The sequence below is a fragment of the Sphingopyxis panaciterrae genome (assembly GCF_011762125.1).
Taxonomy (GTDB): domain Bacteria; phylum Pseudomonadota; class Alphaproteobacteria; order Sphingomonadales; family Sphingomonadaceae; genus Sphingopyxis; species Sphingopyxis panaciterrae.
The window spans coordinates 282,684-307,199 of the sequence record NZ_JAASQN010000003.1 but is presented as its reverse complement, the minus strand read 5'-3'; the positions used below and the strand labels follow the sequence as shown (position 1 = coordinate 307,199).

Genomic DNA, 24,516 nt, shown 5'->3' with positions numbered 1-24,516 from the left:
GCGGCCCGGCATCAGCTGCTCGGCGCGTGCCGCTGCATCAGCTTGTACGCGCGCTCATACCATTCATTGCCCGGATAGTTGGCGCCGAGCACGGCCGCCGACTTCTTCGCTTCCTCCGGAATGCCGAGCGCCAGATAGCATTCGGTCAGGCGGAAAAGCGCCTCGGGCGCGTGGCTGGTCGTCTGATATTTGTCGACGACCTCGCGGAAGCGGATCGACGCGGCGAGCCAGTTCGAGCTGCGCTGGTAGAAACGGCCGATTTCCATTTCCTTGCCCGCAAGGTGATCCTGCACCAGGTCGACCTTCAGCCGCGCGTCGGCGGCGTAGCGGCTGTCGGGATAGCGGCGGATGATCTCGCCCAGCGCGTTCGACGCTTGTTGGGTGATCTTCTGGTCGCGGGTCACGTCGCTGATCTGCTCATAATAGCTAATGCCGATCAGATAATAAGCGTAGGCTGCGTCCTTGTTGCCCGGATGGATGGCGAGGAAGCGCTGCGCGGCGTCAATCGCCGGGGCATATTCGCGGTCCATATAATAGGAAAAGCTGCTCATCAGCTGCGCGCGGCGCGCCCACGGCGAATAGGGGTGCTGGCGCTCGACCTCGTCGAACAGCGCCGCCGCGATGCGGTACTGGCGGCGGTCGAGGCGTTCCTGCGCGGCGCGATAGAGGGTGTTGACGTCGCGCGCGACATAGCGCGTGTCTTTCTTGACCCCGCCACCCCCCGCACAGGCCGCCAGCGGCGAAATCAACAGGGCGGCGGCGAGCAGGCGCATCATGGCGCGTGAGGAGGGACGCTGAGTCATGCGGGCGGTATAGCCACAGCGCGCATGAACGCAAAATAAATGATAGTCGCCACAGCGCGACTTCTTGTCCCTCTATCCCCTCGTCACCCCCGCGCAGGCGGGGGTCCCGCTTTTCAGGCGTTGAGTGCGTCGAACAAGTCCAGCCATTCGGGGTTCTGTTCCTCGATCAGACGCAGCTTCCATCCGCGATTCCATTTCTTCATGGCCTTCTCGCGCACGATGGCATCGCTGATATTGGCATGGGATTCGGCATAGACGAGACGATCGAGGGCGTAGCGCTTGCAAAAATCGGAACCGTCGCCGGTTCGGTGCTGGTATATTCGAGCGGCTAGCTGAGCGGTTACGCCAATGTAGATGGTTCCGCGATAGCGATCCGCGATGATATAGACATGGCCGCCCTTCACAAAAGCGGGACCCCCGCCTGCGCGGGGGTGACGAAGAAAGAGGCCCTTCTCATCCGCCCTTGACGACACAGCCCTTCGGCGCGTCGGCGGGGGCGGGAACGCGGCGGGCAGTTTTGATCGTCACCATCGGTTCGAGCATCTGGCCCTGCATCACGCCTTCGCCCGCGGTGGGCGAGACGGGCGCGGCGAATATCCTTTCGGCGACATCGGTGCCGCCGACGATTTCACCGAACACCGCGAAGCCCGCATTGTCACCGCTTTGCGCCGGATCGGCGTCGAAACCCGGGATATCGCTCAAGAGCAGGAAGAAATCGGTCATCGCGTCGCCGGGCGCGAGCCGCGCCATCACCAGCGCGCCCTTGCAATTGGTCAGGCCGGTGACGTTCGTCGCCTCATGCGCGATGACGGGGAAGTTCTTGCGCGCATCGCCGCGGTTGCCCGCTTGGATCAGCTGGCTCGCCGGCCCCCAGCTGCGCGTCGAGCGATAGAATTTGAACCCGTCCATCCGCTTCGTATCGACATAGCGGAGGAAATTGGCCGCCGTGACCGGCGCGCGTTTATCCTCGAGGCGGACGGTGATCGTGCCGAGATCGGTCGCGAGCGCGACATAAGGCCGCGTGTCGGCCTGCACCAACGGCGCAACCGGCGCGGGCACCGGTTGCGGCGCGGGCGGCAACTGCGTCGCGGATGGCGGAACGGCGGGGGCCTGGGCGGCGAGCGCGAGCGCGGAGAGGATGATGGTCAGCATGGAGCAAGGCATAACCAAGCGGTGCGGCGGTGGCGACCCCTTTTGGCGAGCCCGTCGCCACAGGACCCGGCACCGATAAATATTTGTCGGGCGGCGGCTCTTCGGTAAGACGGCCCGATGGGACCGGACGATTGAACAAGGGGATTGGCATGCGTTTTCCAACGCTTCGGGGCGCGGCAGGTCTGGCGGCGCTTGCTCTGGCATCCGCCGCGCTGGCGGCGCCTCCCGAAACGGCCGATCCCGACACCAGGGCCTGGTGGGCGATCACCGAAGAGCTGTCGAGCGATGCGATGGAAGGCCGCGACACCGGTTCGGCGGGCTATGACCGCGCAGCAGAGGTCGTCGCGCGTGCCTTCGCGGCGGCGGGGCTGAAACCGGCGGGTAGCGATGGCGGCTGGTTCCAGCCGGTGGACATGGACGAAATCGCGATCACGCGCGCCGCGCTGCGCGTCGGTGATCGCACGCTGGCCTTCCTCCACGACTATCGCCTGACGCCGACGGCGGCGATGCCGGCGCACTTCGCGGCGCCGCTGGCCTATCGCGGCTATTGCGATGCGTCGGTTCTGGGTGCGGTCGCGGGCAAGATCGTCATCTGCCACGCGACACGGCGCGCCGGACTACCCGGCGACGCCGGCCGCGAGACGGCGGTCAAGGCGGCGGGCGGCATCGGTATATTGAGTATCGCCGATCCCGGCTTCACCGTCGAGCCACCGCGCTGGCCCGCCGCCTATGCGCGGCAGGTCAAGCTCGCCGGAGCGCCCGCCGACACCGACCGCTTCGTACGGATCATCGTCAACGCCGGCGCGCTCGGCAAGTTGACCGGCAAGAGCGAGGCCGAAGCGGCCGACCTGATCGCCAAGGGCAGCCGCGGCGACCCGTTGCCGGCATTCGACGTCGCCGAGCGGCTCGATGCGCGCTTCGAGACCCGAGCGCGGCGAATCCGCTCTTCGAACGTGCTGGGGCTGCTGCCGGGGACCGATCCCGCCAAGGCAGGCGAGACGATCGCCGTATCTGCGCATCTCGACGGCTATGGCCATGGCGAGCCGATCGATGGCGACGGGCTTTATAACGGCACGCTCGACGATGCCGCCTATGTCGCGCTGCTGATCCGCCTCGCGCAGCAGCGGCAGGGCAAGGGCTATGCCCGCCCGCTGCTCTTCGCCGCCTTTGCGGGCGAGGAGAAGGGCCTGCTCGGCGGCGAATATTTCGTCGCGCATCCGACGATCCCGAAGGCCGACCTCGCGGGCAACATCAACCTCGACCAGCTCCGCCCGATCTTCCCGCTCGACCTGCTCACCGTACACGCGCTGGACGACAACAGCCTTGGCGCCGATGCCCGTGCCGTTGCCGAAGGGCTGGGCATCGCGGTCCAGCGGGATCCCGAGCCCGAGCGGAACATGCTGAAGCGGTCCGAGCATTGGGTGTTCATCAAGGCGGGCATCCCGGCGACGGGTTTCGTCTTCGGATATCGCCCGGGAACGAAGAGCGAGGAGATATACCGGCATTGGTATCGCACCGGCTATCACACCCCGCAGGACGATCCCGACCAGCCGATCGACTGGCGGGCGGCGGGCGATTTCAATCGCTTTTTCTATGCGCTGGTCGACCGGGTGGCGAACAAGGACAGCGCGCCGGGCTGGAATGCGGATAGTGCGCTGAAACCCAAGCCATAGGAAATAGTCACGGGACGGTAGAGACGTGGGAAGGACCGCAAACGACCGGTTGCTGCCCTTCCTTTCGTCGTCACCCCGGACTTGATCCGGGGTTCCGCTTGACCTCGAAAACTGCTGGTACCAAGAAAAGCGGGATCCCGGGTCAAGCCCGGGATGACGAAAAAGGGCAGAAAGCGGCCGGTGCGGACGCACAGTCTTTAGCCCCTCCCCTGAAGGGGAGGGGCTTGATTAGACAAACCTCCGCTCACCACGCCATTCCGGCCGTTCGCTTTCGGTCTGAAAGCGATAGCCGGCGTGACGAAGGCAGGTCGAGCAACGGAAACGTCCTACCCCGAGGCCGAACCTCCAGACGCATCGCCGCCAATGAAAAAGGGGCCGCTTTCGCGACCCCTTTCCTGTTCGATAATCGAAGGCTTAGTCCTTCAGGAAGTCGGGCACATGGCCCTGATCTTCCGGACCTTCGCTGCGTTCGCGGCGCCCTTCGCCGCGGGGGCCGCGGTCGCCGCCGCCATCGCGGCGCGGACCACGGTCGCGATCACGACCGCCGCCGCCACGCGGGCCGCGATCACCGCGGTCGCCGCCGTCACGGCCCCGATCGCCTCTGGGACCACGATCGCCGCGCGGTTCGCGGGGCTCACGCGGCGGGCGCGTGTCTTCCAGTTCGGCGCCGGTTTCCTGATCGACGACGCGCATCGACAGGCGGACCTTGCCGCGCTGATCGATCTCGAGGACCTTGACCTTGACGTCCTGACCTTCGCTCAGGACGTCCGAGACCTTCTCGACGCGCTCATTGGCGATTTCGCTGACGTGGACGAGACCGTCCTTGCCGCCCATGAAATTCACGAACGCACCGAAATCGACGAGGTTGACGACCTTGCCGTCGTAGATCTTGCCGACTTCGGCTTCCTCAACGATGCCGCTGATCCACTTGCGCGCCGCCTCGATCTGGTCGAGGTCGCTCGACGAGATCTTGATCAGGCCTTCGTCGTCGATGTCGACCTTGGCGCCGGTGGTCGCGACGATCTCGCGGATCACCTTACCGCCGGTGCCGATGATGTCGCGGATCTTCGACTTGTCGATCTGCATCGTCTCGATACGCGGCGCATGCGCCGACAATTCGGTGCGGGCTTCGCCCAGCGCCTTGGCCATTTCGCCGAGGATGTGCGCGCGGCCTTCCTTCGCCTGGTTCAGCGCGGCTTCGAAGATCTCGCGCGTGATGCCCGCGATCTTGATGTCCATCTGCATCGTGGTGATGCCTTCGGACGTGCCCGCGACCTTGAAGTCCATGTCGCCGAGGTGATCTTCATCACCCAGGATGTCCGACAGGATCGCATAATCCTTGCCTTCGAGGATCAGGCCCATCGCAATGCCCGAAACCGGGCGCTTGATCGGCACGCCGGCGTCCATCATCGCGAGCGAACCGCCGCACACCGACGCCATCGACGACGAGCCGTTCGACTCGGTGATGTCGCTGGTGAGGCGGATCGTGTAGGGGAACTCGTCCTTCGTCGGCAGCACGGGATGCAGCGCACGCCATGCCAGCTTGCCATGGCCGACTTCGCGGCGGCCCGGCGCGCCGAAGCGGCCGACTTCGCCGACCGAATAGGGCGGGAAGTTATAGTGCAGCATGAAATTCTGGTACGACAGGCCGTTCAGGCCATCGACCATCTGTTCGCTTTCCTTGGTGCCGAGCGTTGCCGTGGCAATCGTCTGCGTTTCGCCGCGGGTGAACAGCGCCGAGCCGTGTGCGCGCGGCAGGAAGTGCGTTTCGGCGACGATCTGGCGGATTTCCGTCGTCTTGCGACCGTCGATGCGCTTGCCGTCCTTGAGGATGGCGCCGCGAACGATTTCGGCTTCCAGCTTCTTCACCAGCTTGGATGCGGCGAGCTGATCCTGCGGAGCAGCATCGGCGAAGGCGTCCTTGGCCTTGCCGCGCGCTTCGTTCAGCGCGTTCGAGCGGGCCGATTTGTCGGTCAGCTTGTAAGCCGCGGCAATATCCTTGCCGATCAGCTTCTTCAGCTTGTCCTTGGCGGCGGTCAAATCAGCCTGTTCGGCCATCGCCCAGGGATCCTTGGCAGCCTGTTCGGCGAGCTTCACGATCGCCTTGACGACTTCCTTGCACGCGTCGTGCGCGAACAGGACGGCGCCGAGCATGACCTCTTCCGACAGCTCATTCGCTTCGGATTCGACCATCATCACCGCGTCGTAGGTGGCGGCGACGACCAGGTCGAGATCGCCCTCGGCAACCTGTGCGTCGGTCGGGTTCAGGATATATTCGCCGTCGATGTAGCCGACGCGCGCGGCGCCGATCGGGCCCATGAAGGGAACGCCCGAAATCGTCATCGCGGCCGACGCGGCGACGAGCGCCAATATGTCGGGCTCATTATGGCCGTCATAGCTCAGAACCTGAGCAATGGCGTTGATTTCGTTGTAGAAACCTTCGGGGAACAGCGGGCGGATCGGGCGATCGATCAGGCGGGAAACCAGCGTTTCCTTTTCGGTCGCGCCGCGTTCGCGCTTGAAGAAGCCGCCCGGAATGCGTCCGGCGGCCGAATATTTTTCCTGATAGTGGACGGTGAGCGGGAAGAAATCCTGCCCTTCCTTGACCTTCTTCGCGGCGGTGACGGCGCACAGGACGACCGTTTCGCCCAGCGTCGCGATGACGGCGCCGTCGGCCTGGCGGGCAACCTTGCCCGTTTCGAGAGTCAGCGTTTCACCGCCCCACTCGATCGATACTTTTTTCACGTCAAACATGGGATTTCCTTCGCCCGCCGGGCCCTATGCCGGGCGGGGCCTCTAGATCCGGGCAATCCGGCCCGGGGCGGTACGGGGCGCCTTGATGCCCCTGTGGCGGTCCCGCCGGATGCGGGAGCGGCCCTGCGGTCCGGCACAATTGCACGGGACCAATATGACAGCGGCCCCGGAAATCCGGGGCCGCCAGAAATTCTTATTTACGAAGACCCAGCTTCGCGATCAGCGCCGAATAGCGGGCCTCGTCCTTCTTCTTCAGATAGTCGAGGAGGCTGCGACGCTTGTTGACCATCATGAGGAGGCCGCGGCGGCTGTGGTTGTCCTTGTGGTGCGCCTTGAAGTGGGCGGTCAGCGTGTTGATGCGGTCGGTCAGGATTGCGACCTGCACTTCCGGCGAACCGGTATCGCCCTTGGCGCGGGCATTGTCGTTGATGACTTCGGTCTTGCGCTCGGCGGTAATCGACATATTCGTTTTTCCTCGAACATCCTTGCTTACAGATTGAAGCCGCGGACGACCTTCAGCGTTCCCGCCAAAGCCTCGATCAGGGCGACGGGACGCATTTCGCTGTCCCTTCCCCAATAGAGCCCGTCATCCGTAGCTACCCCGGTCCAGACACGACCCTGACGGATCGCCCCTGCCGCTTCCGGGGAAAGGTTCAGAGCCGGGATGTCGACCAGCCCTGCCTCGAGCGGCAGAAATATTTCTGATTGGGCGGCCCCTTGGCCGAATGCGTTTAATTTGTCCAGCGAAATCGCCTGGCTGAGGTCGAACGGCCCGGCCCTGGTGCGGCGCAGCATCGTGACATGGCCGACGCTGCCGGCGGCCTGCGCGATGTCGCGCGCGAGGCTGCGGATATAGGTGCCTTTGGAGACGTGGGCGGTGAGGGTGATCTCGTTGAGCCCCTCCCCTCCTTCGTCACCCCGGACTTGATCCGGGGTCCCGCTTTTCAACGTCGCCGAGCGGGACCCCGGATCAAGTCCGGGGTGACGAATGGAAAGAGAATGGATCGTCACACCACGCGCCTTCATCTCGACCGCTTCGCCCTTGCGCGCGCGGTCATAGGCGCGCTCGCCGTCGATCTTGATCGCCGAATAAGCCGGCGGAACCTGCTCGATCGGGCCGGTGAATTGCGGCAGGACCGCCTCTACATCGGCCAGCGTCGGGCGTATGTCGCTGGTCGCGACCACCTCGCCTTCGGCGTCGAGCCCCGCAGTCGCGGTGCCAAACTGCACGGTGAAGTCATAGATTTTACTCGCGTCGAGCATTCGCCCGCACAGCTTCGTCGCCTCGCCCAGCGCAATCGGCAGCACCCCCGACGCGAGCGGGTCGAGCGTGCCGCCGTGACCGACCTTGACCTTGCCCAGCCCCGCCTCGCGGCACACGCGCTTCACCGCGCCGACCGCCTGCGTCGAGCCGAGCCCCACGGGCTTGTCCAATATGATCCAGCCGTTCATCGCAGCGCCGCTACGGCGCCGCGGCCTCCCTTGTCAATTTGGGCTTGTCAATTTTGCGCGGCCTTATCAGCTGGCTTCCTGTCCTTCTTCGAGGGCGGCGGCGCCGAGGTGACGAAGCTGGTCAGCTGGCAACGCTCGCCGCGAACGATCAGCGTGCCGAATTTGTCGAGCCGCGAAATGCCGCGCGTCTCGACGCCGATCGCCTCTGCGAAATTCAGGTCGCGGCAGGTGCCGGCGAAACTGCCATAATACCATTCGCCGCGCGCCCCCTCGATCCAGATGCCGCGTTCGCGGTCGGCCTGCCAGTTGCGGATCGTGCTGTCGTTCGGGAACACGATGCTCGATTCGACGCCGAGCGCGCGCGGTTCGCCCGCATCCGGGGCCGCGGGCTCGATGGCCGCCGCTGCAGAAAGGGGAAGCAGCAAGGCGGCCAGGGAGAGTGCGAGTTTCTGTTTCATAATGGCGACGAGCTAGCACAGCGAGTCTGAACCCGTGCTGACCTGAAATCGTTACCGCAGCAAGGCTATGATCGCGCTGCCCACTCATCCGCGAGCAGCGACCAGAGCCCGGTATCGCGGACATAACCGGTCCAGGTGATGCGTTCGGAGCGGAGCACGCCTTCCTTGGTACAGCCGAGCTTTGCCACCGCAGCCTGGCTTCGCTTGTTGCGTTCGTCGATGCGGAATTCGATGCGCCGAATACCGGCGGCGAACGCATGGTCCAGCATCAGCCGCTTGACCCGGCCGTTGAAGCCGGTGCCGCGCGCGCCGGGGTGGATATAGCTGTTGCCGATCTCGACCGTCTGCGCGGTCCAGTCGGGGCGAAGATACGCCGTCATGCCGACGAGCCGGTCGCGGTCGATGATCGCATAGGGCATGCGATTGCCGTGACCGACCAACGCATCGAACGCCGCGTCGAAATGATCGGGGTCGAAACTCGACGAATAGATCGGCCAGATGTCGGCATCGGCGGCGCAAGCGGCGCGGAGTGCCGCGCGGTGGCTTTCGGCCAGCTTGGCGAGGCGAAGGTCGCCGTCGGCGAGTTCGAGATAGAGGCGGTCAAGCATCGGCTGCGGCTTCCTTGGCTTCGCGGCGTTTCGCCATGAAATGCCGCCGGCACATCGCGACATAGCGATCATTGCCGCCGATTTCGGTCTGCGCGCCCGCGACCACCGCGCGGCCATTTTCGTCGACGCGCAGGTTCATCGTCGCCTTGCGCCCGCATTCGCACACCGCCTTCAGTTCGACGAGCGCGTCGGCCAAGCCGAGCAGCGCCGCCGAGCCGGGAAACAGTTCGGCCGAAAAATCGGTGCGCAGGCCATAGCAAAGCACGGGAATATTCACTTCGTCGGCAAGCCGAGCGAGTTGGAGCACCTGCTCACGCGACAGGAATTGTGCCTCGTCGACGAGAATGCAGGCCAGCGGCCGTTCGGCATTCTCCGCATTCACCGCCGCCCATAAATTGCTGCCGGGATCGAATTTATGCGCTTCGGCGATCAGCCCGATGCGGCTGGTCACCTGACCCGCTCCGTAACGATCGTCGAGCGCCGCGGTCCACAGCATCGTTTCCATGCCGCGCTCGCGATAATTGAAGTCCGCCTGGAGCAATGTCGTCGATTTGCCGGCGTTCATGCTGGCATAGTAGAAATAGAGCTTGGCCATGGGTGCGGCGATACCGCGCCAGACCCTCCCCGTCACCCCGGACTTGATCCGGGGTCCCGCTTTTCACCATCGACGAGCGGGACCCCGGGTCAAGCCCGGGGTGACGATAGTGGGGGCGCATCGCTTGACTCCCCCCGTCCCCCTGCCATGCTGCGCACAATTAACGCAGCACAATCAGTGGGGAGAGCTGCCGATGCGCCTGATGCCGATCAGCGATGCGATGTTCCTGGTGGGCGAGAGCCGCGAGATGCCGATGCATATCGGCGGTATCAACCTTTACACGTTGCCCGACGGAATCGATGAAACCGACTGGCTGAACGAACAGCTCGCGCTGCTCCGGCAGTCGCAAGGACTGCGCCGGCCGTTCAGCGAAGTATTGAAGCTGACGCCATTCGGCCAATATGGCCCGATCCGGCTGGAACCCGACCGCGACATCGACATGCATTACCACGTCCGCGCCGCCGCGCTGCCCAAGCCGGGGCGCTATCGCGAAATGTTCGAACTCGCCTCGCGCCTTCATTCGGGGCTGCTCGACCGCACCCGGCCCTTGTGGGAAATCACATTGATCTCGGGCCTGCCGAACCGGCAGATCGCGACCTTCAAGAAGGTGCATCATGCGCTGATGGACGGCGCGGCGAGCATCCATTTCTATAATTCGATGCTGTCGCCCGATCCGGCGGAACGGCGCGCTTACTCGCCGCTGTCGGTCGAGGCCTATGAAGCCTATAAGCGCCAGTTCCCGACGCCCAAAAAGCCGCCGCGCCCCAATCTGACCGATATCAAGGCGATCGGCGATTTCCTGAAAGAGCAATGGGGGAACAGCGTCGGGGTGACGAAGGCGCTCAACCAGTATGTCGCGGCGATGTTCGGCATCGGCGGCGACGGGTTGATCACCCCCTTTGCCGGCGTGCCGCGTACCAGCTTCAACCGCAACATCACCGGCGCACGTCGCTTTGTGGCGCAGAGCTGGTCGCTCGAACGTGTGCGTGCGCTCGGCAAGGCGTATGACGGGACGATCAACGACGCGGTGCTCGGCATGTGTGCCGGCGCGATGCGGAAATATCTGCAATCGCTCAACGAGCTGCCCGACAAACCGCTGAAAGCCATGGCGCCGGTGTCGATCCGGCCCAAGGACGACGTCGATTCGGGGAACTCGGTCGCGTCGGTCACCGCCAATCTGGCGACGCATATCGACGACCCCGCCGAACGCATGGCCGCCATCCAGGAATCGATGAATTCGGCGAAGACGCAGTTGCGCGCGATGACCGCGGGTCAAATCCAGCTTTATACCGCGATCACCAGCTTCCCGATGATGCTGACCGCGCTGACCCGCACCGCCGATAAATTCCCCGCCTATAGCGTGACGATATCGAACGTGCCGGGGCCGCGCGAGCAGATGTACTGGAACGGCGCGCGGCTCGACGGCATGTATCCCGCGAGCATCCCGGTCGACGGCATGGCGATGAACATCACCCAGGTGTCGAATTTCAAGAATATCGACTTCGGCATCACCGCCTGCCGCCGCAGCGTTCCGCATGCCCAGCGGATGATCGACTATCTGGAAGAAGCGCTGGTCGAGCTGGAGGCGGCGGCGGGGATCAAGGGGAAATAGGGCCGCTGCGGCAACGCCGCGGCAACAGTGTTTACGGGACATTAACCTCGTCTTGCCACTCTCTCGCAATCAAAACGGGGGACGCGAACATTGGACGAATCCGGCATATCGAGGGGTGCCAACGCTCCGCGTCTGGTCCATATCCCCGAGATCGACGGATTGCGCGCGATTGCGTGCCTATTGGTGATCTTCTTTCACGCAGCGCCTGATACCCCTGTTCCGGGCGGGTTCCTCGGCGTCGATCTGTTCTTCGTTCTCAGCGGCTATCTCATTACCGACCTGCTGGTAGCGGAACAGGAAGCGCAAGGAAAAATCACCGTTGGCCGCTTCTACCTGCAACGTGCGCTGCGGCTGGTGCCGGCGCTGCTGCTCTTTCTCGCCACCTATGTGACGATCGCCCCCTTCGTCTGGCCGGGCCAGCCACATTTTCGCGATGCCGGTCTCGCGGCTCTCTATTTGAGCGACTACAGCTATCCGCTGTTCGGCAGCCCGCACTATATCCGGCATAGCTGGTCACTGGCCGTCGAGGAGCAATTTTATTTGCTCTGGCCCCTCCTGATCCCGCTCATGGTTAGAAAAAGACAGGCGATCGCGATGCTCGCTGCGGCCTGGGTTACGATGTCATTCGTCCGCTACTCGATCGCGGACAGCGGATGGATGCACCATTATTTCGCGCTTCATACGCATTCGAGCGGACTGATCGCCGGCGCGCTCCTGGCGCTTGCGCGGCGTGAACGGCCATTCACCATCAGCGCACCGATGGGCACCTATGCTTTTCTCCTGTTCGCCATCATGGCGCTGACGGCCAACATAGCCTCATCCGCCGTGGCAATCACCATGGCCGAGTTGCTGTCGATCATCCTCGTTGGCTGCATCGTGTCGGGCGCCAGGCCCGCTTTCGTGAGACTTCTCGCCGCACGGCCGTTGATCGGAATCGGCAGACTGTCCTATGGACTCTATCTTTGGCATTTTCCCTTTTCCTATTATTTCGGGCAAAAATTCAGCTTTTCCGTTTCCGCCAGCGCCACCTTCGCCTGCGCGCTGGCCGGTTCGGTGCTGTCCTATTATACCGTGGAGAAATGGGGACGAACGATGAAGTCCCGGCTGAAGGCCCGGGTACCCGGGAACCAGTTCGCTCCGGCCATATTGCCTGAAGCGTCGTGATCGTGCCCCTCCCCCCGGTCCGGCACGGGATATTCCGTCGGTCGCTCCGCACTTCGCTCTGGCCCGCATGGGTCTGGATGGCCGTCGCCGCGGTCATCGTGGCGGACCTTGCCTGGCTTGCGACACCCTTTGTTTCGCTGAGCGACGATAGCTGGCCAAGGCTGGCGCTGATCCTGCTGTCGGCCATCGGGCTATCGACGCTTGCGCATTTGGCGCCGCTGCCACCGCGAATCTATACGCTGATAACGGGGTTTGCGATCAGCCTGTCGCTCTGGCCTGCGCTGAAGATGTTGAACCACATTACCATGTCGGTGCCCCTGCCGCTCGCCGATACCAATCTGGCGCGGGCGGATGCGATCCTGGGTTTCGACTGGCTGTCCTATATGCTGTGGCTCGATCAATATCCGTCGTTGATAAGGTTGATGTCCCTCACCTACGGCCTTCTCTCAGACTATTGCGCCATCACCTTCCTCCTCCTCCTGCTCTTGAAGGGACATGAACGGGCGATGGAACTTGTCTGCCTGTTCGTGATGTCGGCCGTCTTCACCATATTGGTCGGTCCGCTCGCCCCGGCACAAGGAGCGATGATCTTTTATGCGCCCGATCCGGGACAATTTGCCGTCGTGAATTCCGCCATGGGCACCTATTTCTGGGCGCCGCTGGAGGCGATCAGGGGACGTTCCGAACTCGAGCTTGTCCTCGCGCATCTCCCGGGGCTCGTGGCCTTCCCTTCCTTTCACACCGTCATGGGTGTGATCCTGATCTATGTCAGCCGTCGCGTGCCGTTCATTTTCGGCCCCGCCCTCGCGATCAACCTGATCATGATCGCATCGACGCCGTTGTTCGGCGGGCATTATCTGGTCGATGTTATCGCGGGCGTCGCCACCGCTACAGGAACCATCATTCTCTACAATCGGTTTGGTAAACGAACGAAAATCGTGACGCCACCCCAGCCACGGCGCAAAATCGTTTCAGCGAGCACGCAAGCGGCGAGCGATATTCAGAGCCTGTCCTAGGGTCAAAATCGGTGATCGATGCGCCTTATTCGCCCTCGCCGCTCTCCAGATCACGCACGACCTTCGGATCGCGCAGCAATTTGTCGATATGGCTCGCCTCGTCGAAGCTTTCGTCGGCGAGGAATTTCAGCTTCGCGGCATATTTCATCCGCACTTTCGCCGCGACGCTCTTTTGCAGATAGGCGGTGTTCGTGCGCAGGGCCTTCAGCACCGCCTCCTCGTCCTTGCCGAGCAGCGGCTTCACGAACACCGTCGCGTGACGGAGATCGGGCGACATGCGCACTTCGGTGATGCTGACCGGATGCTTGGTCAGCAAATCGTCATGGACGTCGCCGCGCGCGAGGATTTCGGACAGGATATGGCGCACCTGTTCGCCAACACGCAGCACACGGACCGAGGGGCCGTTGTCCTTTTTCCGGTCCTTGTCGGGTTTCATGACTCGGTTTTCTCCAACTGGTCGAGCTTGGCGACAATCCGGGCGATCGATCGCATGTTGCGCGCCGTGCCCTTATGCTCCAACCGGCGTTCGATCAGCCGCGCGGTCAATTTGCTGTCGGCCACGCCGTCCCCATAATCGATATAAAGCGCGCGGTCACCGAGTGCGAGACGCTCGTTTGCCTTGATCCACTTGTCGGCGGCCAGAGCTTCGAACTGCGCTGCGGTCGGCTGTCCATCGAGGAACATCGTGTGGACGAACTTGTCCTCGTTGGTCCCCGCGAACGGATTTCCGGCGATCGCGGCAGCGAGTTCGTCACGGCTGCGAACGAGGGCGGCACAGCGCATGTCGAACCGGTCGTCAACCATCAGCGTCAGCTTTTCCTCCAGCCCGCGCGTTGGCCGCGCGGGGTGCGAGAAGATGACATTGCCGCTGGCGACGACGGTTTCGACGTCGCTGAACCCCTCGGCCTCGAACGCCGCGCGCAGATCGGCCATCGTCAGCCGGTTGCCGCCGACATTGATGCTGCCGAATAGGGCGACGTAGCGAGCCATGCCGGCGCCTCCTGATCCGCGCGGAGCGGACGCCCGTTACAGCGTCCGTTCGCGCAGTTCGACTTCGAAGACTTCGAGGTGGTCGCCCGCCTTGATGTCGTTGGTGTCGGCGAGGACGACACCGCATTCCAGGCCGGCGCGCACTTCGGCGACGTCGTCCTTGAAGCGGCGGAGCGACGAGATCGTCGTTGCCGACACGATGACATCGGCGCGCGTGAGGCGTGCATGCAGCCCCTTGCGGATCGAGCCTTCGAGCACGAGCAGGCCCGCGGCCTTGTCGCGCTTGCCGGCGGGGAAGACGTCCTTGACCTCGGCGCGGCCGACGACGGTTTCGACGCGTTCGGGACCGAGCTCACCCGCCATCTCTTTGCGGATTTCGTCGGTCAGGTGATAGATGACGTCATAATACATGAACCGGACATTTTCGCGCTTCGCAATGTCGCGCGCCTTGGCGTTCGGACGGACGTTGAAGCCGATGATCGGCGCCTTGGTCGCCGCCGCCAGCGTCACGTCGCTCTCGGTGATCGCGCCGGCACCCGACTGGAGCACGCGGACGCGGATCTCGTCGGTCGACAGCTTGTTCAGGGCGTTGACGATCGCTTCGACCGACCCCTGCACATCGCCCTTGATGATGACCGGGAACTGGATGATGTTCGCCTTGTCGGCGAGCGCTTCGAACATGCCTTCGAGGCTGACCGGCGCCTGGACGGTGCGCTTGCGCGTCGCCTGTTCCTGACGATAGGTCGCGACTTCGCGGGCACGCGCTTCATTCTCGACGACGGTGAGCGTGTCGCCCGCCATCGGGACTCCGCCCAGACCAAGCACTTCCACCGGCATCGACGGCCCGGCGGCCTTGATCTGCTTGCCCTGATCGTCGATCAGCGCGCGGACGCGACCGCTTTCGGCGCCGCAAACGAAGATGTCGCCGACTTTCAGCGTACCGCGGCGGACGAGGATCGTCGCCACCGGGCCGCGGCCCTTGTCGAGCTTCGCCTCGACCACCGTGCCTTCGGCTGCGCGATCGGGGTTGGCTTTCAGTTCCATGATCTCGGCCTGCACCGCAATCGCTTCGAGCAGCTTGTCGAGACCGGTTTTCTTGAGCGCCGACACTTCGACATTCTGGACGTCGCCGCCCATTTCCTCGACCACCAGCTCATGTTCGAGCAGGCGTTCGCGGACGCGCTGCGGATTGGCGCCTTCCTTGTCGACCTTGTTGATCGCGACGATGATCGGCACGCCCGCCGCCTTCGCATGCGCAATCGCCTCGATCGACTGCGGCTTGAGCCCGTCGTCGGCGGCGACCACCAGGATGACGATGTCGGTGACGTTGGCACCGCGCTGGCGCATCTCGGTGAAGGCTTCGTGGCCCGGCGTATCGAGGAAAGTCACCAGGCTGCCGTCGGGGGTCTTCACCTGATAGGCGCCGATGTGCTGGGTGATGCCGCCGGCTTCGCCCGCGACCACATTGGCCCCGCGCAGCGCGTCGAGCAGGCTGGTCTTGCCGTGGTCGACATGGCCCATGATCGTGACGACCGGGGCGCGCGGCTTCAGATGCTCGGCATCGTCGATATCTTCGTCATGACGGATATCGATATCGCCTTCGCTGACGCGAATGATCTCGTGCCCGAATTCGGTGACGAGCAGTTCGGCGGTGTCCTGATCGATCGTGTCGGTGCTGGCCGACGGGCTGCCCATCTTGAACAGCGCCTTGACCAGATCGCTGGTCTTTTCGGCCATACGATTGGCGAGATCTTGAACCGTGATGCTTTCGGGCACGACGACTTCGCGGACCTGCTTCTCACGCGGGCCCGACGAAGTCATGTGCGAGCGTTTTTCCTTTTCGCGGGCGCGCTTCAGCGCCGCGAGGCTGCGCGCCCGCGCGCCCTCGTCGTCGTTCAGCGCGCGCGTAACGGTCAGTTTGCCCGACTGGCGGCGGCTGTCGCCGCCCCGGGTCGCCTTGGGCTCGGGACGCTTCGGTTCGGGACGCTTCGGCGCCTCGACCGGAGTGAAGCGGCGCGGCGCGGGCGCGGCGCTGGCCGTCGCCGGACGCGGAGCCGCGGGTGCGGCCTCGCCCTGCGGTTCGGCAGCGGCGGCGGGCGCCTCGGCGGCGGGTTCAACGGCTGCAGGCGCGGCCGGCGCCGGCTCGGCGGCCTTTGCCGCGGCCTCTTCGACACGCGCTTCGGCGCGCGCCTTTTCTTCCTCGGCGGCGCGTGCGCGCGCGGCTTCGTCGCGGCGGCGATTGTCCTCGAGCGCATTCATGCGCGACTCTTCGGCCTCGCGCAGCAGCTGTGCCTGGCGTTCCTGACGCGACATCAGGCTGTCATTCTCGCTGACCCGGGGGGCGACCGGCTTCGGAGCGGGCGCAGGTGCGGGAGCGGCGACCGGTGCGGGCGCCGGAGCGGCCTCGACCTCTTCGACCTCCTGTGCCGGGGCGGCTTCGCCCGGACGGCCAAGCACGCGGCGACGCTTCACCTCGACCACCACCGTATTCCGGCGCCCGTGGCTGAATTGCTGCTGCACCTGCCCGGCCTCGACCGTCCGCTTCAGCCCCAAGGGCTTGCGGGTAAGGGTCGGTTTGTCCTGTTCGTCACTCATCGAAAACCATCATTCCTTCAAAACGCGTCCGAAGCGGCGTCGCTGGTCGGCAACGCCCCCATATTTTCCTCGCCAGAAGCCGGCGCGGCATGCGGATCGGAATCGCGGTTGGCCGCGTCCCTACTCCATCCTGTGAAAAACTGCCAGCGGCTCAAATGCGCCAGCACGCGGTCGGCGGCGCGGGCGTCAGTCAACGCCAGATGCACCGCATTCTCGCGGCCTAATGCCATAGATAGGGTGCCGCGGTCCACGGGCAAGACCCGGCCCTCGCGGCCCGACCCTTCATCGTCCTCGCCAACGCGCCACGCCTGCGCCAGTTTCTTGCGGCCGTCCTCGCCCGCATCGCTGGCATGGAGGAGCAGGCGCACCTGCCCCTTGCGCGCCGCGGTCTCGATCTTTTCATTGCCGCTGAGCAACGTACCCGAGCGCGATTCCAGTCCCAGCCGGTCGAGCGTCGCGCGCTGAAGCTGCGCCTCGATGCGCGCGCCGAGGTCGTCGGGGATCGTGATATTGCCTTCGTGAAGCGCGCGCGCGAGCCCGCCCCTCAGCTTGCCTTTTGCCTGCGCGGCTTCAAGCGTGGCGCGGTCGACGCCGACCCAGGCGCCGCGCCCCGGCGCCTTGCCATGGACGTCGGGCGCAATACTGCCGTCGGGCGCGAGCGCAAGGCGCACGAGCCGCTGCGCCGGCGAAACCTCGCCGGTGATGACGCAGCGCCGCTCGGGCACATGCTGGCCGCGCCGACCAGCGCGGTCTGGTTCGCTCAGCTGATCATTGTGCGGGGTCCGCATCAGCGGCCTCCCCGGTTTGCGGCTCTGCCGCGGGCCCAGCTTGCGGCGCGTCCGCAGCCGGTTCGTCTTCGAACCAGTGCGCACGCGCCGCCATGATGATCTCGTTACCCTGTTCTTCGCTCAGGCCATATTCGCCGAGCACACCGCCCCGATCCTCTGCGCGCTCGGCGCGTTCGCTGCGCGGCGGGCCGCGGCGGTTGTCGGTGCGCTTCTTGGCGATCAGTTCGTCGGTCGCCAGGTCGGCGAGGTCGTCGAGCGTCTTGATCCCGGCCTTGCCAAGCACGACGAGCATCGCTTCGGTCAGGTGCGGAATGTCGGCCAGAGCATCTTCAACGCCCAGTTCGCGGCGCTGCGCGCGCGACGCTTCTTCGCGGCGCTCGAGACCTTCGGTCGCGCGGCTCTGCAGCTCCTGCGCCAGTTCCTCGTCGAATCCTTCGATGCTCGCGAGTTCGTCGATGCCGACATAGGCGACTTCTTCGAGCTCGCTGAAGCCTTCGGCGACGAGCAGCTGCGCGAGCGTTTCGTCGACATCGAGCTCTTCCTGGAACATCGTCGAACGCTCGACGAATTCGCGCTGGCGCTTTTCGCTCGCGTCGGCCTCGGTCATGATGTCGATCTGGCTGCCGGTCAGCTGGCTGGCGAGACGGACATTCTGGCCGCGGCGGCCGATGGCGAGCGACAGCTGGTCGTCGGGAACGACGACTTCGATGCGGCTGTCATCCTCGTCGATCACGACGCGCTGGACCGTTGCGGGCTGGAGCGCGTTGACGACGAAGGTCGCGGTGTCTTCGGACCAAGGGATGATGTCGATCTTTTCGCCCTGCATTTCCTGGACGACCGCCTGGACGCGGCTGCCCTTCATGCCGACGCACGCGCCGACGGGGTCGATCGAGCCATCATAGCTGATGACGCCGATCTTGGCGCGCGAGCCCGGGTCGCGCGCGGCGGCCTTGATCTCGATGATGCCGTCGTAGATTTCGGGCACTTCCTGCGCGAACAGCTTCTTCATGAAGTCGGGGTGCGCGCGGCTCAAAAAGATCTGCGGCCCGCGGGTTTCGCTGCGCACCGACAGGATCAGCGCGCGGACGCGGTCGCCGACGCGCATCAGTTCACGCGGGATCTGCTGGTCGCGGCGGATCACGCCTTCGGCGCGGCCGAGGTTGACGACGATGTGGCCGAATTCGACCGATTTCACGACGCCGGTGATGATTTCACCCGCGCGATCCTTGAACTCGGCATATTGGCGTTCGCGATCGGCTTCGCGGACCTTCTGGAAGATCACCTGCTTCGCCGACTGGGCGTCGATGCGGCCGAGGTCGACCGCGGGCAGCGGATCGACGATGAAGTCGCCAAGCTGGGCATCCTTCTGGAGCTTCTGGCCGGCAGCCAGATCGACCTGCTTGAAATAATCCTCGACCTGTTCGACCACTTCGACGACGCGCCACAAGCGCAGGTCGCCGGTCTGGGCGTCGAGCTTGGCGCGAATATCATTTTCGGCGCCGTAGCGGGCGCGCGCGGCGCGCTGGATCGCTTCCTCGATCGCCTCGATGACGATCGCCTTGTCGATCATCTTCTCGCTGGCAACCGAATTGGCAATCGCCAGCAGCTCGGCCTTGTTGGCGGAAATGGCAGTGGCCATCAGTCCTGTCCTTCTTCTTCCATTTCGTCGGCGCCCTCGATCGAGAGCGGGACGGTTGCGGCAATTAATTTATCGGTGAGAACGAGCTTCGCCGTGTCGATCGCATCGAACGGCAGCGGATGCTCCACACCCTCTTTATCCGAAATCGTGACGATATCGCCGTCGATGCCGACCAGTTCGCCGTTGAAACGCTGACGCCCGTCGCGCTTCTCTTTCAGCGTAAGCTTTGCCTCATGCCCCGCCCAATCGGCGAAGTCGGCAGGGCGCGTCAGCGGCCGGTCGATGCCGGGCGATGACACTTCCAGCCGGTAAGCGACGTCGATCGGGTCCTTGCCGGCCTCCTCGAGCGCATCGAGCCGGTCCGAGATGCGGCGCGACAGGTCGGCGCAATCGTCGATCGTCAGCTGGCGCGTCTCGGGGCGCTCGGCCATCACCTGCAGCGTCGGGTCGCTCTCGCCGCCAAAGAAAGCAACGCGCACGAGCGCGAGGCCCATCGCCTCGGCTTCGGGCGCGATGATCGCATTGAGGACGTCGAGGTCGGCCAAGTGTCTTTCCCATTCGAATGACCGGAAAACCATGCGGGTATAGCCGCCGCGGCCCGCGGCCCCGACGTCCCAACTGGCTAACCATGTCAAGAAGTACGCCGCATATAGGCTTCGCCGCCTGAGTCGGCAAGGGGAGAATGGATGTCCGCTTCCGGCCGGTTGCTGCCGTACGCATTCATCGTCACCCCGGACTTGATCCGGGGTCCCGCTTGAAGTCCGAGACGGATTATGCGGTCAAAAAGCGGGATCCCGGGTCAAGCCCGGGATGACGAAAAAAGGCAGGAAGCGGCCGGTAGCGGACGCTAGCTAAATAACCGTCGCCCCCGCGAAGGCGGGGGCCGCTGGCAACCTTGCGCTCGGCCGATTGCGGCCAGTTAAGGGTTGGACATGCCCCCGGCATGTCCAAGAATGGTCCGGGGGACCATTCGACCCTTCACTCCTTCGCGGGGGCGACGGTTATGGATGGTTAGCGAACGTCCCCTCCCCACCCCCAAAGCTGCCACCCCCTATTTCCCCTTCCCAATCATGCCTCGCCATGCTCAAGGCGCCGCCATGACCGACACAGCCCCCCTCCTCGCCCTCACCGACGTTCAGGTCATGGCGGATGATGCCTGCATCCTCGACCTGCCCGCGCTGACGCTGAGGTCGGGCGAGAATATCGCGATTCTCGGCGCCAACGGATCGGGCAAGTCGACGCTGGTCAAGCTGATCACGCGCCAGATCTATCCGCGCTATGGCGGACAGGTGCGGATTTTCGGGCAGGATAGCTGGAATGTCTTCGAGCTTCGCCAACTGCTCGGCATCGTATCGTCGACGATGCAGCTCGACTTCGATGCCGAACCCCCGCTGGAGGTGCTCGACTGCGTCGTCTCGGGCTTTTTTGCGTCGCGCGGGCTGTGGGCGCATCAAGTCTATACGCAGGAGATGGTCGACGCCTCGCGCGCCGCGATCGAGGAGGTCGGAGCGACGCACCTGATCGGGCGCAGCATGGCGAGCCTGTCGACCGGCGAAGCCCGCCGCGTGCTGATCGCCCGCGCGCTCGCCCATCGCCCGTGCGCGCTGTTGCTCGACGAACCATGCGCGGGGCTCGACCCCGCCGCGCGGCATCATTTCCTCGACATGCTGCGCGCGGTCGCGCGCGGCGGCACGGCCTTGCTGCTCATCACGCATCATATCGAGGAGATATTGCCCGAAATATCGCGCATCGTGATGCTGAACGGCGGCCGGATCGCCGACGACGGCAGCAAGGACGCGCTGCTGACCAGCGAGGCGCTGACACGCCTGTTCGGGCTGCCGATCGCGGCCGGCCGGCGCGGCGCCTGGTATCACGCCGACATTCTGGGCTGAACGGCTGTCCGGACACAAAAGGACTTGAAGACAAACGGAAAAAGGCGTGGGCTGTGCGAAGGATCACAGCCCGCCGGCCTTTGCCATGCGACATGGCAGCCATCAGCCAGTCAAGGAACAGACGTTCGTCATGTCCATTTTTTCCGTCCGGCCCCGATCGGGGATTTTCGCCTTCGCCTTGCTCGCCGCGGCGCTGTTTGCCGCGCTGATGCCGTCCCAGCCCGCAAGGGCGCAATATCCGTGCAACGGCCCGGGCCCCGGCGAACGGATGGTCGGAATGACGCAGGGCGGCAACGGCGTCGCCGGGGTTCCGCTCTGCGTGCGCGACGAGGCGGCGGAGCCGGTGCCGCAGGGACCGCCAACCCAATGGGTGAACAGCTATTATGTCGCCGCCTGGCATCCCGAGGCCTCCGACGTCTGGACCGCCGCAGGCTATCGCAGCGCCGATGCGGCGGGCAACGCCGCGCTCGCCGCCTGCACCGCGGCGATGGGGTCGGGGTGCACGCTGACCCCCGGCGCCGCCAATGGATCGATCGCCATCGCGCGCGACGGGCTCGGCACATTATGGGCAGCAACGGGGGCGAGCGACGGCAAGGCCAAGAAGGAAGTCGAGAAGGTCTGCGTGAAGGAACAGGCGATTTGCGAGGTGTTCAACACGACGAATTCGCCGGCATGGGTCGAGGAGATCGGCAATCCGATCAGCCAGGCGATCGTCTTTCCGCCGAAGGGCAATTTCCATCGCATCTATGGATCGACCGCATGGGTCGACGGCGACACCGCCGGCGACTGGGGTGCGAAGGTCTGGGTGAACACGGGCTATGCGAGCGGCAAGGACGCCGAAACCGCCGCGGTGACGCAGTGCGAGCGCGACAGCGGCGCGAAATGCAAGGTGGTCCGCACGGTTTCCGATGCCGTCCTGACCATCGCCGTCGACGCCACGCGCGCAATCCGCGTCGGATCGAGCCCCGATTACAAGGACGCCCGCAAACATGCCGAGCAGCGGTGCAAGGATGCCGACACCAAATGCACCGTCACCGCGAGCTTCGACGCAGCGCAGAAGGGCGCCTTCGTCCAGGACGCCTATCAGGCGCTGGCCGAGAAGAAATAAGGCGCGCGCGCTACTGCGACGTCGAACATATGGCGACGGGCATGGCCCGGCCCGCGCGGGCGATCGAGCACCGCCGGGTTTCGCCGCAACAATGGGGATCATCATGGCCGCAAAAGCATCGCTCAACGCTCCGAAACGCACCGCACTCGCCCTTGCGGTCCTGTCCGCAGGGATCGCGGCGCCCGCACAGGCCAACCAGTGGCTCGTCTACACCGGCGGCGACCGGCCGAACCGTACCTTCACCGTGATCGACGAAGATTATATCAGCCCCGAATTCAACAGCGATACCAGCTTCAAGGTCGAGGCGACGACCGTTTTCGAAGCGCCGTCGCAGCCCGACTGGTCAAGCGCCAATTATCATGTCGACTGCCAGCGCAAATCGCTGCGCATCGACCTGGTGCAGATCAGCCCGCGCGACGGCGCGCTGCGCCGCGGCCCCGACGTCGGCGATCATGCACCCGCCAACGTCACCGAGCACCAGATCCTGACTTTTGCCTGCGACAAGGGCCCGAAGAAAGCGGCGCAACGCGCGCAGGAGCGCGACGCCAATAATGATCCACGCAATTTCATCTATATGGGGCCGATGAGCCTGCCGCGGGTCGTCGATACGGCGTGGGAGAAATTGTGGACCGATGGCAAGCGGCCCACATACACCAGCAATGTGTCGGTGGCGGACCAGAATGCGCAGGTCGAAAAGATCATGAAGGACAAGCAGGCGCTCGTCGCGCAGGCGGGCGCGATCGCCGACCAGAGCCAACGCGATGCCGACGCGATCGCCGCGTCGCAAAAGAGCCGCAAGGACCGAATGAAGCGCGAAAAGGAGGTCGCCCCCGCGCTCGAGGAATGGATCGGCCGCAGCGAAGGCGAAATCACCGCGGCGTGGGGCCGTCCCATGACGGTGAGCGACCGCGGCCCGGTCCGCCTGCTCGTCTATCGCCGGACCCACAGCGAAACCTATGATGCGCAGGTCGGGCAGGTTGGCAAGGAGGCTTATTATGAGAAACGCGAGAACCAGTTCCATTGCGATTTGACGCTCGAATTCCAGCGCGGCATGCTTGCCGATTATGTCACCAGCGGTGATCGCTGCCAGATTTTATGGGGACCACGATGATGGGTTTTTCGACGACGATGTTCCGCACCCTGCTCGCCGCCGCAGCGCTTTCCCTGCCGCTCGCGGTGCAGGCGCAGGATGACGAAGAGCAACTCGATTATGTCGTCGAATATGGCGCGACGATCGCCGATACCGACCGCGTCAGCAGCAGCGGCGCGGCACTGACCGATCCCGCCGCCATCCTGCGGCAGGACCGGTTCAACGTCGACGTCGGCGGCGTCCTCCAGCCCGGCGACAGCACCGACGAATATTTCGCCGACAAGGCGCATCGCGCGGAAATCGCGGACGCCGACATCCGCTTTCAGGATGACAAGGCGCGGGCCGATATGGCGGGCGGCACGCCATCGCTGTTCGTGACGGTGATGCGCCGGCCGAGCGACGGGCGGCTGGTCGTTTTCCTGGCGACATCGGACGGCGAACCCGCCGACGACCCCGATGCGGCCGAAGATTCGACGCCGGTGGCCTGACGGGCGCCATCGATCGTGCGGCTTGGCGTTGCGGCGATTCGGGCGTAGATCGGCGCACCGCCCCTCTGCGATGGAGGCATGTCTTGGCCGATAGCGTCACCATGGTCCTGCTCTGGTTTTCGATCGTCGCCTGCGGGCTCGTCGCCGGGCTCTATTTCACCTTTTCGGCGTTCGCGATGCGGGCGCTTGCACGGATCGACGTGCCCGCGGGGATCGCGGCGATGAACAGCATCAACGTCGAGATCCAGCGATCGCTGTTCATGCCGCTGTTCGTCGGCAGCAGCCTGTCGAGCCTCGCGCTCGCCGTCATCGGCCTGCTCCGCTGGGGCGTCCCGGGCGCGGCCGCCGCCATGGCCGGCGGGCTCATCTATTTCGCCGGCATGTTCGTCGTCACGATGGTCTGCAACGTCCCGCGCAACAGCGCGCTGGCAAAGAGCAATCCGGCGAGCGCGGCGGATGCAGCGCTCTGGGCGCTTTATCTTCGCGAATGGACCTTCTGGAACCATGTCCGCACCCTCGCCTCGACCGCCGCGCTGGTGCTGTTTGTCATAGCATTGATCGCGGGTTAGTGGCGCCCCGACGGCTTAACCGCGATCCGCGCGAATGTGCCCCTGCGGGACATGCTGTCCATAAAGAAAC

General features: G+C 64.6%; 24 protein-coding genes. 9 read left to right on the top strand and 15 right to left on the bottom strand.

Features of this window, described 5'->3' with window-relative positions; translation table 11 throughout:
* Positions 1-11: 11 nt before the first annotated feature.
* The 3 genes from FHR22_RS13400 to FHR22_RS13390 form a co-directional block, all read right to left on the bottom strand.
* Positions 12-803 carry an outer membrane protein assembly factor BamD gene (locus FHR22_RS13400; protein ID WP_166943564.1) on the bottom strand — a complete coding sequence of 264 codons (792 nt, stop codon included), beginning with the start codon at positions 801-803 and terminating at the stop codon, positions 12-14.
* A 113-nt stretch (positions 804-916) separates the two neighbouring features.
* Entirely contained in the window at positions 917-1,207 is a 291-nt protein-coding gene (locus FHR22_RS13395) for a GIY-YIG nuclease family protein (RefSeq protein ID WP_166943561.1), read from the bottom strand.
* A gap of 49 nt (positions 1,208-1,256) precedes the next feature.
* On the bottom strand, positions 1,257-1,955 hold the full coding sequence (locus FHR22_RS13390; protein WP_166943557.1) for a peptidylprolyl isomerase: 699 nt from the start codon (positions 1,953-1,955) through the stop codon (positions 1,257-1,259).
* 149 nt (positions 1,956-2,104) lie between these two features.
* On the opposite strand from FHR22_RS13390, the gene FHR22_RS13385 reads away from it, so the two are divergent.
* Positions 2,105-3,628 carry a M28 family peptidase gene (locus FHR22_RS13385; RefSeq protein ID WP_166943554.1) on the top strand — a complete coding sequence of 508 codons (1,524 nt, stop codon included), beginning with the start codon at positions 2,105-2,107 and terminating at the stop codon, positions 3,626-3,628.
* A 414-nt stretch (positions 3,629-4,042) separates the two neighbouring features.
* On the opposite strand, the gene pnp is transcribed toward FHR22_RS13385, so the two are convergent.
* The 6 genes from pnp to FHR22_RS13355 all read right to left on the bottom strand — a co-directional run bounded on the left by pnp (position 4,043) and on the right by FHR22_RS13355 (position 9,495).
* Positions 4,043-6,382, bottom strand: a complete 2,340-nt coding sequence (gene pnp / locus FHR22_RS13380) for a polyribonucleotide nucleotidyltransferase (protein WP_166943551.1) — start codon at positions 6,380-6,382, stop codon at positions 4,043-4,045.
* A gap of 193 nt (positions 6,383-6,575) precedes the next feature.
* Positions 6,576-6,845, bottom strand: coding sequence for a 30S ribosomal protein S15 (gene rpsO, locus FHR22_RS13375; RefSeq protein WP_166943549.1), 270 nt, complete (start codon positions 6,843-6,845; stop codon positions 6,576-6,578).
* A 26-nt stretch (positions 6,846-6,871) separates the two neighbouring features.
* The gene (truB, locus tag FHR22_RS13370) at positions 6,872-7,834 is read right to left on the bottom strand and encodes a tRNA pseudouridine(55) synthase TruB (RefSeq protein WP_166943547.1); all 963 of its coding nucleotides are present in this window, start codon (positions 7,832-7,834) and stop codon (positions 6,872-6,874) included.
* 47 nt (positions 7,835-7,881) lie between these two features.
* Positions 7,882-8,292 (bottom strand): DUF6491 family protein, encoded by a 411-nt coding sequence (locus FHR22_RS13365; RefSeq protein ID WP_243853719.1) that lies wholly within the window; start codon positions 8,290-8,292, stop codon positions 7,882-7,884.
* Positions 8,293-8,357: 65 nt separating this feature from the next.
* Positions 8,358-8,900 carry a GNAT family N-acetyltransferase gene (locus FHR22_RS13360; RefSeq protein WP_166943545.1) on the bottom strand — a complete coding sequence of 181 codons (543 nt, stop codon included), beginning with the start codon at positions 8,898-8,900 and terminating at the stop codon, positions 8,358-8,360.
* Positions 8,893-9,495 (bottom strand): thymidine kinase, encoded by a 603-nt coding sequence (locus FHR22_RS13355; protein ID WP_166943543.1) that lies wholly within the window; start codon positions 9,493-9,495, stop codon positions 8,893-8,895. Before FHR22_RS13355 ends, FHR22_RS13360 begins: the two co-directional genes overlap by 8 nt.
* Positions 9,496-9,688: 193 nt before the next feature.
* Between FHR22_RS13355 and FHR22_RS13350 the strand changes: the two genes are divergently transcribed.
* The 3 genes from FHR22_RS13350 to FHR22_RS13340 all read left to right on the top strand — a co-directional run bounded on the left by FHR22_RS13350 (position 9,689) and on the right by FHR22_RS13340 (position 13,287).
* Positions 9,689-11,107, top strand: coding sequence for a WS/DGAT/MGAT family O-acyltransferase (locus FHR22_RS13350; protein ID WP_166943541.1), 1,419 nt, complete (start codon positions 9,689-9,691; stop codon positions 11,105-11,107).
* A 90-nt stretch (positions 11,108-11,197) separates the two neighbouring features.
* Positions 11,198-12,271: an acyltransferase family protein gene (locus FHR22_RS13345; protein ID WP_166943539.1), complete on the top strand. Its 1,074-nt coding sequence runs from the start codon at positions 11,198-11,200 to the stop codon at positions 12,269-12,271.
* A gap of 77 nt (positions 12,272-12,348) precedes the next feature.
* Positions 12,349-13,287: a phosphatase PAP2 family protein gene (locus FHR22_RS13340; protein ID WP_166943537.1), complete on the top strand. Its 939-nt coding sequence runs from the start codon at positions 12,349-12,351 to the stop codon at positions 13,285-13,287.
* A 25-nt stretch (positions 13,288-13,312) separates the two neighbouring features.
* On the opposite strand, the gene rbfA is transcribed toward FHR22_RS13340, so the two are convergent.
* The 6 genes from rbfA to rimP are packed head-to-tail and all read right to left on the bottom strand — an operon-like array spanning position 13,313 to position 19,844.
* Complete coding sequence (gene rbfA, locus FHR22_RS13335; RefSeq protein ID WP_166943534.1) at positions 13,313-13,723, bottom strand: 30S ribosome-binding factor RbfA; 411 nt, start codon at positions 13,721-13,723, stop codon at positions 13,313-13,315.
* Complete coding sequence (locus tag FHR22_RS13330; protein ID WP_166943531.1) at positions 13,720-14,277, bottom strand: DUF1697 domain-containing protein; 558 nt, start codon at positions 14,275-14,277, stop codon at positions 13,720-13,722. The genes rbfA and FHR22_RS13330 overlap by 4 nt, the downstream gene beginning before the upstream one ends.
* A gap of 36 nt (positions 14,278-14,313) precedes the next feature.
* Positions 14,314-16,872 carry a translation initiation factor IF-2 gene (infB, locus tag FHR22_RS13325; protein WP_166943528.1) on the bottom strand — a complete coding sequence of 853 codons (2,559 nt, stop codon included), beginning with the start codon at positions 16,870-16,872 and terminating at the stop codon, positions 14,314-14,316.
* Between the two features lie 17 nt (positions 16,873-16,889).
* Positions 16,890-17,660: a DUF448 domain-containing protein gene (locus FHR22_RS13320; RefSeq protein ID WP_166943525.1), complete on the bottom strand. Its 771-nt coding sequence runs from the start codon at positions 17,658-17,660 to the stop codon at positions 16,890-16,892.
* Positions 17,641-19,299 (bottom strand): transcription termination factor NusA, encoded by a 1,659-nt coding sequence (gene nusA, locus FHR22_RS13315; protein ID WP_166943522.1) that lies wholly within the window; start codon positions 19,297-19,299, stop codon positions 17,641-17,643. The genes FHR22_RS13320 and nusA overlap by 20 nt, the downstream gene beginning before the upstream one ends.
* Entirely contained in the window at positions 19,299-19,844 is a 546-nt protein-coding gene (gene rimP / locus FHR22_RS13310) for a ribosome maturation protein RimP (protein WP_166943519.1), read from the bottom strand. The genes nusA and rimP overlap by 1 nt, the downstream gene beginning before the upstream one ends.
* Before the next feature lie 552 nt (positions 19,845-20,396).
* On the opposite strand from rimP, the gene FHR22_RS13305 reads away from it, so the two are divergent.
* The 5 genes from FHR22_RS13305 to FHR22_RS13285 all read left to right on the top strand — a co-directional run bounded on the left by FHR22_RS13305 (position 20,397) and on the right by FHR22_RS13285 (position 24,446).
* Complete coding sequence (locus FHR22_RS13305; RefSeq protein WP_166943516.1) at positions 20,397-21,191, top strand: ABC transporter ATP-binding protein; 795 nt, start codon at positions 20,397-20,399, stop codon at positions 21,189-21,191.
* 130 nt (positions 21,192-21,321) lie between these two features.
* Positions 21,322-22,299: a DUF4189 domain-containing protein gene (locus FHR22_RS13300; RefSeq protein ID WP_166943513.1), complete on the top strand. Its 978-nt coding sequence runs from the start codon at positions 21,322-21,324 to the stop codon at positions 22,297-22,299.
* Between the two features lie 103 nt (positions 22,300-22,402).
* Positions 22,403-23,410: a hypothetical protein gene (locus tag FHR22_RS13295; RefSeq protein WP_166943510.1), complete on the top strand. Its 1,008-nt coding sequence runs from the start codon at positions 22,403-22,405 to the stop codon at positions 23,408-23,410.
* A complete protein-coding gene (locus FHR22_RS13290) occupies positions 23,407-23,877 on the top strand; it encodes a hypothetical protein (protein ID WP_166943507.1) in 471 nt (156 codons plus the stop codon). The genes FHR22_RS13295 and FHR22_RS13290 overlap by 4 nt, the downstream gene beginning before the upstream one ends.
* A gap of 83 nt (positions 23,878-23,960) precedes the next feature.
* Positions 23,961-24,446 carry an anthrone oxygenase family protein gene (locus tag FHR22_RS13285; protein ID WP_166943504.1) on the top strand — a complete coding sequence of 162 codons (486 nt, stop codon included), beginning with the start codon at positions 23,961-23,963 and terminating at the stop codon, positions 24,444-24,446.
* Positions 24,447-24,516: the final 70 nt, after the last annotated feature.

Excerpts from the sequence above, each read along its gene's own strand:
- FHR22_RS13400 (WP_166943564.1), bottom strand. The coding sequence starts at position 803 with ATGACTCAGCGTCCCTCCTCACGCGCCATGATGCGCCTGCTCGCCGCC.
- FHR22_RS13390 (WP_166943557.1), bottom strand. The coding sequence starts at position 1,955 with ATGCTGACCATCATCCTCTCCGCGCTCGCGCTCGCCGCCCAGGCCCCC.
- FHR22_RS13385 (WP_166943554.1), top strand. The coding sequence starts at position 2,105 with ATGCGTTTTCCAACGCTTCGGGGCGCGGCAGGTCTGGCGGCGCTTGCT.
- pnp (WP_166943551.1), bottom strand. The coding sequence starts at position 6,382 with ATGTTTGACGTGAAAAAAGTATCGATCGAGTGGGGCGGTGAAACGCTG.
- rpsO (WP_166943549.1), bottom strand. The coding sequence starts at position 6,845 with ATGTCGATTACCGCCGAGCGCAAGACCGAAGTCATCAACGACAATGCC.
- truB (WP_166943547.1), bottom strand. The coding sequence starts at position 7,834 with ATGAACGGCTGGATCATATTGGACAAGCCCGTGGGGCTCGGCTCGACG.
- FHR22_RS13365 (WP_243853719.1), bottom strand. The coding sequence starts at position 8,292 with ATGAAACAGAAACTCGCACTCTCCCTGGCCGCCTTGCTGCTTCCCCTT.
- FHR22_RS13360 (WP_166943545.1), bottom strand. The coding sequence starts at position 8,900 with ATGCTTGACCGCCTCTATCTCGAACTCGCCGACGGCGACCTTCGCCTC.
- FHR22_RS13355 (WP_166943543.1), bottom strand. The coding sequence starts at position 9,495 with ATGGCCAAGCTCTATTTCTACTATGCCAGCATGAACGCCGGCAAATCG.
- FHR22_RS13350 (WP_166943541.1), top strand. The coding sequence starts at position 9,689 with ATGCGCCTGATGCCGATCAGCGATGCGATGTTCCTGGTGGGCGAGAGC.
- FHR22_RS13340 (WP_166943537.1), top strand. The coding sequence starts at position 12,349 with ATGGCCGTCGCCGCGGTCATCGTGGCGGACCTTGCCTGGCTTGCGACA.
- rbfA (WP_166943534.1), bottom strand. The coding sequence starts at position 13,723 with ATGAAACCCGACAAGGACCGGAAAAAGGACAACGGCCCCTCGGTCCGT.
- FHR22_RS13330 (WP_166943531.1), bottom strand. The coding sequence starts at position 14,277 with ATGGCTCGCTACGTCGCCCTATTCGGCAGCATCAATGTCGGCGGCAAC.
- infB (WP_166943528.1), bottom strand. The coding sequence starts at position 16,872 with ATGAGTGACGAACAGGACAAACCGACCCTTACCCGCAAGCCCTTGGGG.
- FHR22_RS13320 (WP_166943525.1), bottom strand. The coding sequence starts at position 17,660 with ATGCGGACCCCGCACAATGATCAGCTGAGCGAACCAGACCGCGCTGGT.
- nusA (WP_166943522.1), bottom strand. The coding sequence starts at position 19,299 with ATGGCCACTGCCATTTCCGCCAACAAGGCCGAGCTGCTGGCGATTGCC.
- FHR22_RS13305 (WP_166943516.1), top strand. The coding sequence starts at position 20,397 with ATGACCGACACAGCCCCCCTCCTCGCCCTCACCGACGTTCAGGTCATG.
- FHR22_RS13300 (WP_166943513.1), top strand. The coding sequence starts at position 21,322 with ATGTCCATTTTTTCCGTCCGGCCCCGATCGGGGATTTTCGCCTTCGCC.
- FHR22_RS13295 (WP_166943510.1), top strand. The coding sequence starts at position 22,403 with ATGGCCGCAAAAGCATCGCTCAACGCTCCGAAACGCACCGCACTCGCC.
- FHR22_RS13290 (WP_166943507.1), top strand. The coding sequence starts at position 23,407 with ATGATGGGTTTTTCGACGACGATGTTCCGCACCCTGCTCGCCGCCGCA.